The organism is Polymorphobacter sp. (genome assembly GCF_051860865.1).
Taxonomy (GTDB): domain Bacteria; phylum Pseudomonadota; class Alphaproteobacteria; order Sphingomonadales; family Sphingomonadaceae; genus Sandarakinorhabdus.
In genome coordinates this window covers 71,901-73,021 of sequence record NZ_JBIMKZ010000004.1, presented here as the reverse complement: position 1 = coordinate 73,021, position 1,121 = coordinate 71,901, and the positions used below count along the sequence as shown (strand labels likewise).

Sequence of the window (1,121 nt, the reverse complement as noted above, 5' to 3'; positions counted from 1 at the left end):
TGGGTGCACATTAATCTTGTGAGGATCGAGTTCGACCCTGCCAAGGATGCGGTCAATCGGACCAAGCATGGCGTATCTTTGCATGCGGCGGTCGGATTCCAATGGGACACGGCATTCGAGCGCGAAGACGATCGGTTCGATTATGGCGAGCTTCGCTTTGTTGCGCTCGGGCTGATCGGTGCCCGTGTGCATGTGATGGTCTTCACGCAAGGGTCCGATGATGATGCAGTTCGTGTCATCAGCCTGCGCCCGGCGGAGAAACATGAGACGAGGTATTATCATGACCAAGTTCGACTCTGAGATTCACGACGACAACCCGCCGCTGGGGGCGGATTTTCTGGCGGGGATGACGCCGTCCCGGCGCGGACGACCGAAGCTGGAGACGCCCAAGGTGGAGGTGAAGATACGGCTCGATGCCGAGACGGTTCGGCATTTGCGAGACAGCGGGCCGGGGTGGCAGACTCGGGTGAATGCGGCGCTGGGGCAGCTTGTGGCGGCGGGCGAGATTTAGTCAGACGGCCTGCACTGGATAGGCTCGGTGTTGGTTCTGGAACTTGGCGCGTCCAAAACGAGCACCCCTCACTGCAGACATTGGCGACCCAGCATCCAAAGCCTATGGTCTTCTTGTGCACCCGTTTCCGCCCGCATCGAAAATGGAGGCCTTCTGCGGCGATGCCGTCGCTCAAGTGTGGCTCGATCCTCACGGGGTCAGATTCATCCTCGAAAGCGGAAAACAAATCTACGCAGAAGCAAGCGTGCTGCAAATCGAGCCTGATGGAACCAAGTGGCATTTTGGACGTGTCGGACACGATGGAGCGCCCGTTGTTTTCCACCGCTTGCTCTATAAGCGGATCGTGAATGTTGAGCGCGAAGACCTTCGGCTGACGCTACGGATGGAGAACGGCTCCGCTTTAGTGATTAATTCGGAGCGGGGCCCCTACGAAAGCGGCCATATCATCATGCAGGTTGGCGACCTCATCGTCTTTTGATCGATACGTTCCCGTCAATATTGACATTGGTCAGCCCAGCACGAGTCGGCGACGTGCTCGCTTATGTGAGGTCTGGGGGCGTCGCCCCCAGCCGCCGGAGGCCTCTTTCTTATGCCGGCTCCGGCAACCGTT

3 protein-coding genes are annotated in these 1,121 nt (G+C 58.6%); all 3 read left to right on the top strand.

Features of this window, described 5'->3' with window-relative positions; genetic code table 11:
• On the top strand, nucleotides 1–300 hold a 300-nt coding region (locus ACTIFJ_RS01795), incomplete at its 5' end, for a BrnT family toxin (protein ID WP_439532364.1).
• Nucleotides 281–511, top strand: coding sequence for a BrnA antitoxin family protein (locus ACTIFJ_RS01790; RefSeq protein ID WP_439532363.1), 231 nt, complete (start codon nucleotides 281–283; stop codon nucleotides 509–511). The genes ACTIFJ_RS01795 and ACTIFJ_RS01790, both read left to right, overlap by 20 nt.
• A 142-nt stretch (nucleotides 512–653) precedes the next feature.
• The gene (locus tag ACTIFJ_RS01785; protein WP_439532362.1) at nucleotides 654–989 is read left to right on the top strand and encodes a hypothetical protein; all 336 of its coding nucleotides are present in this window, start codon (nucleotides 654–656) and stop codon (nucleotides 987–989) included.
• Nucleotides 990–1,121 lie beyond the last annotated feature (132 nt).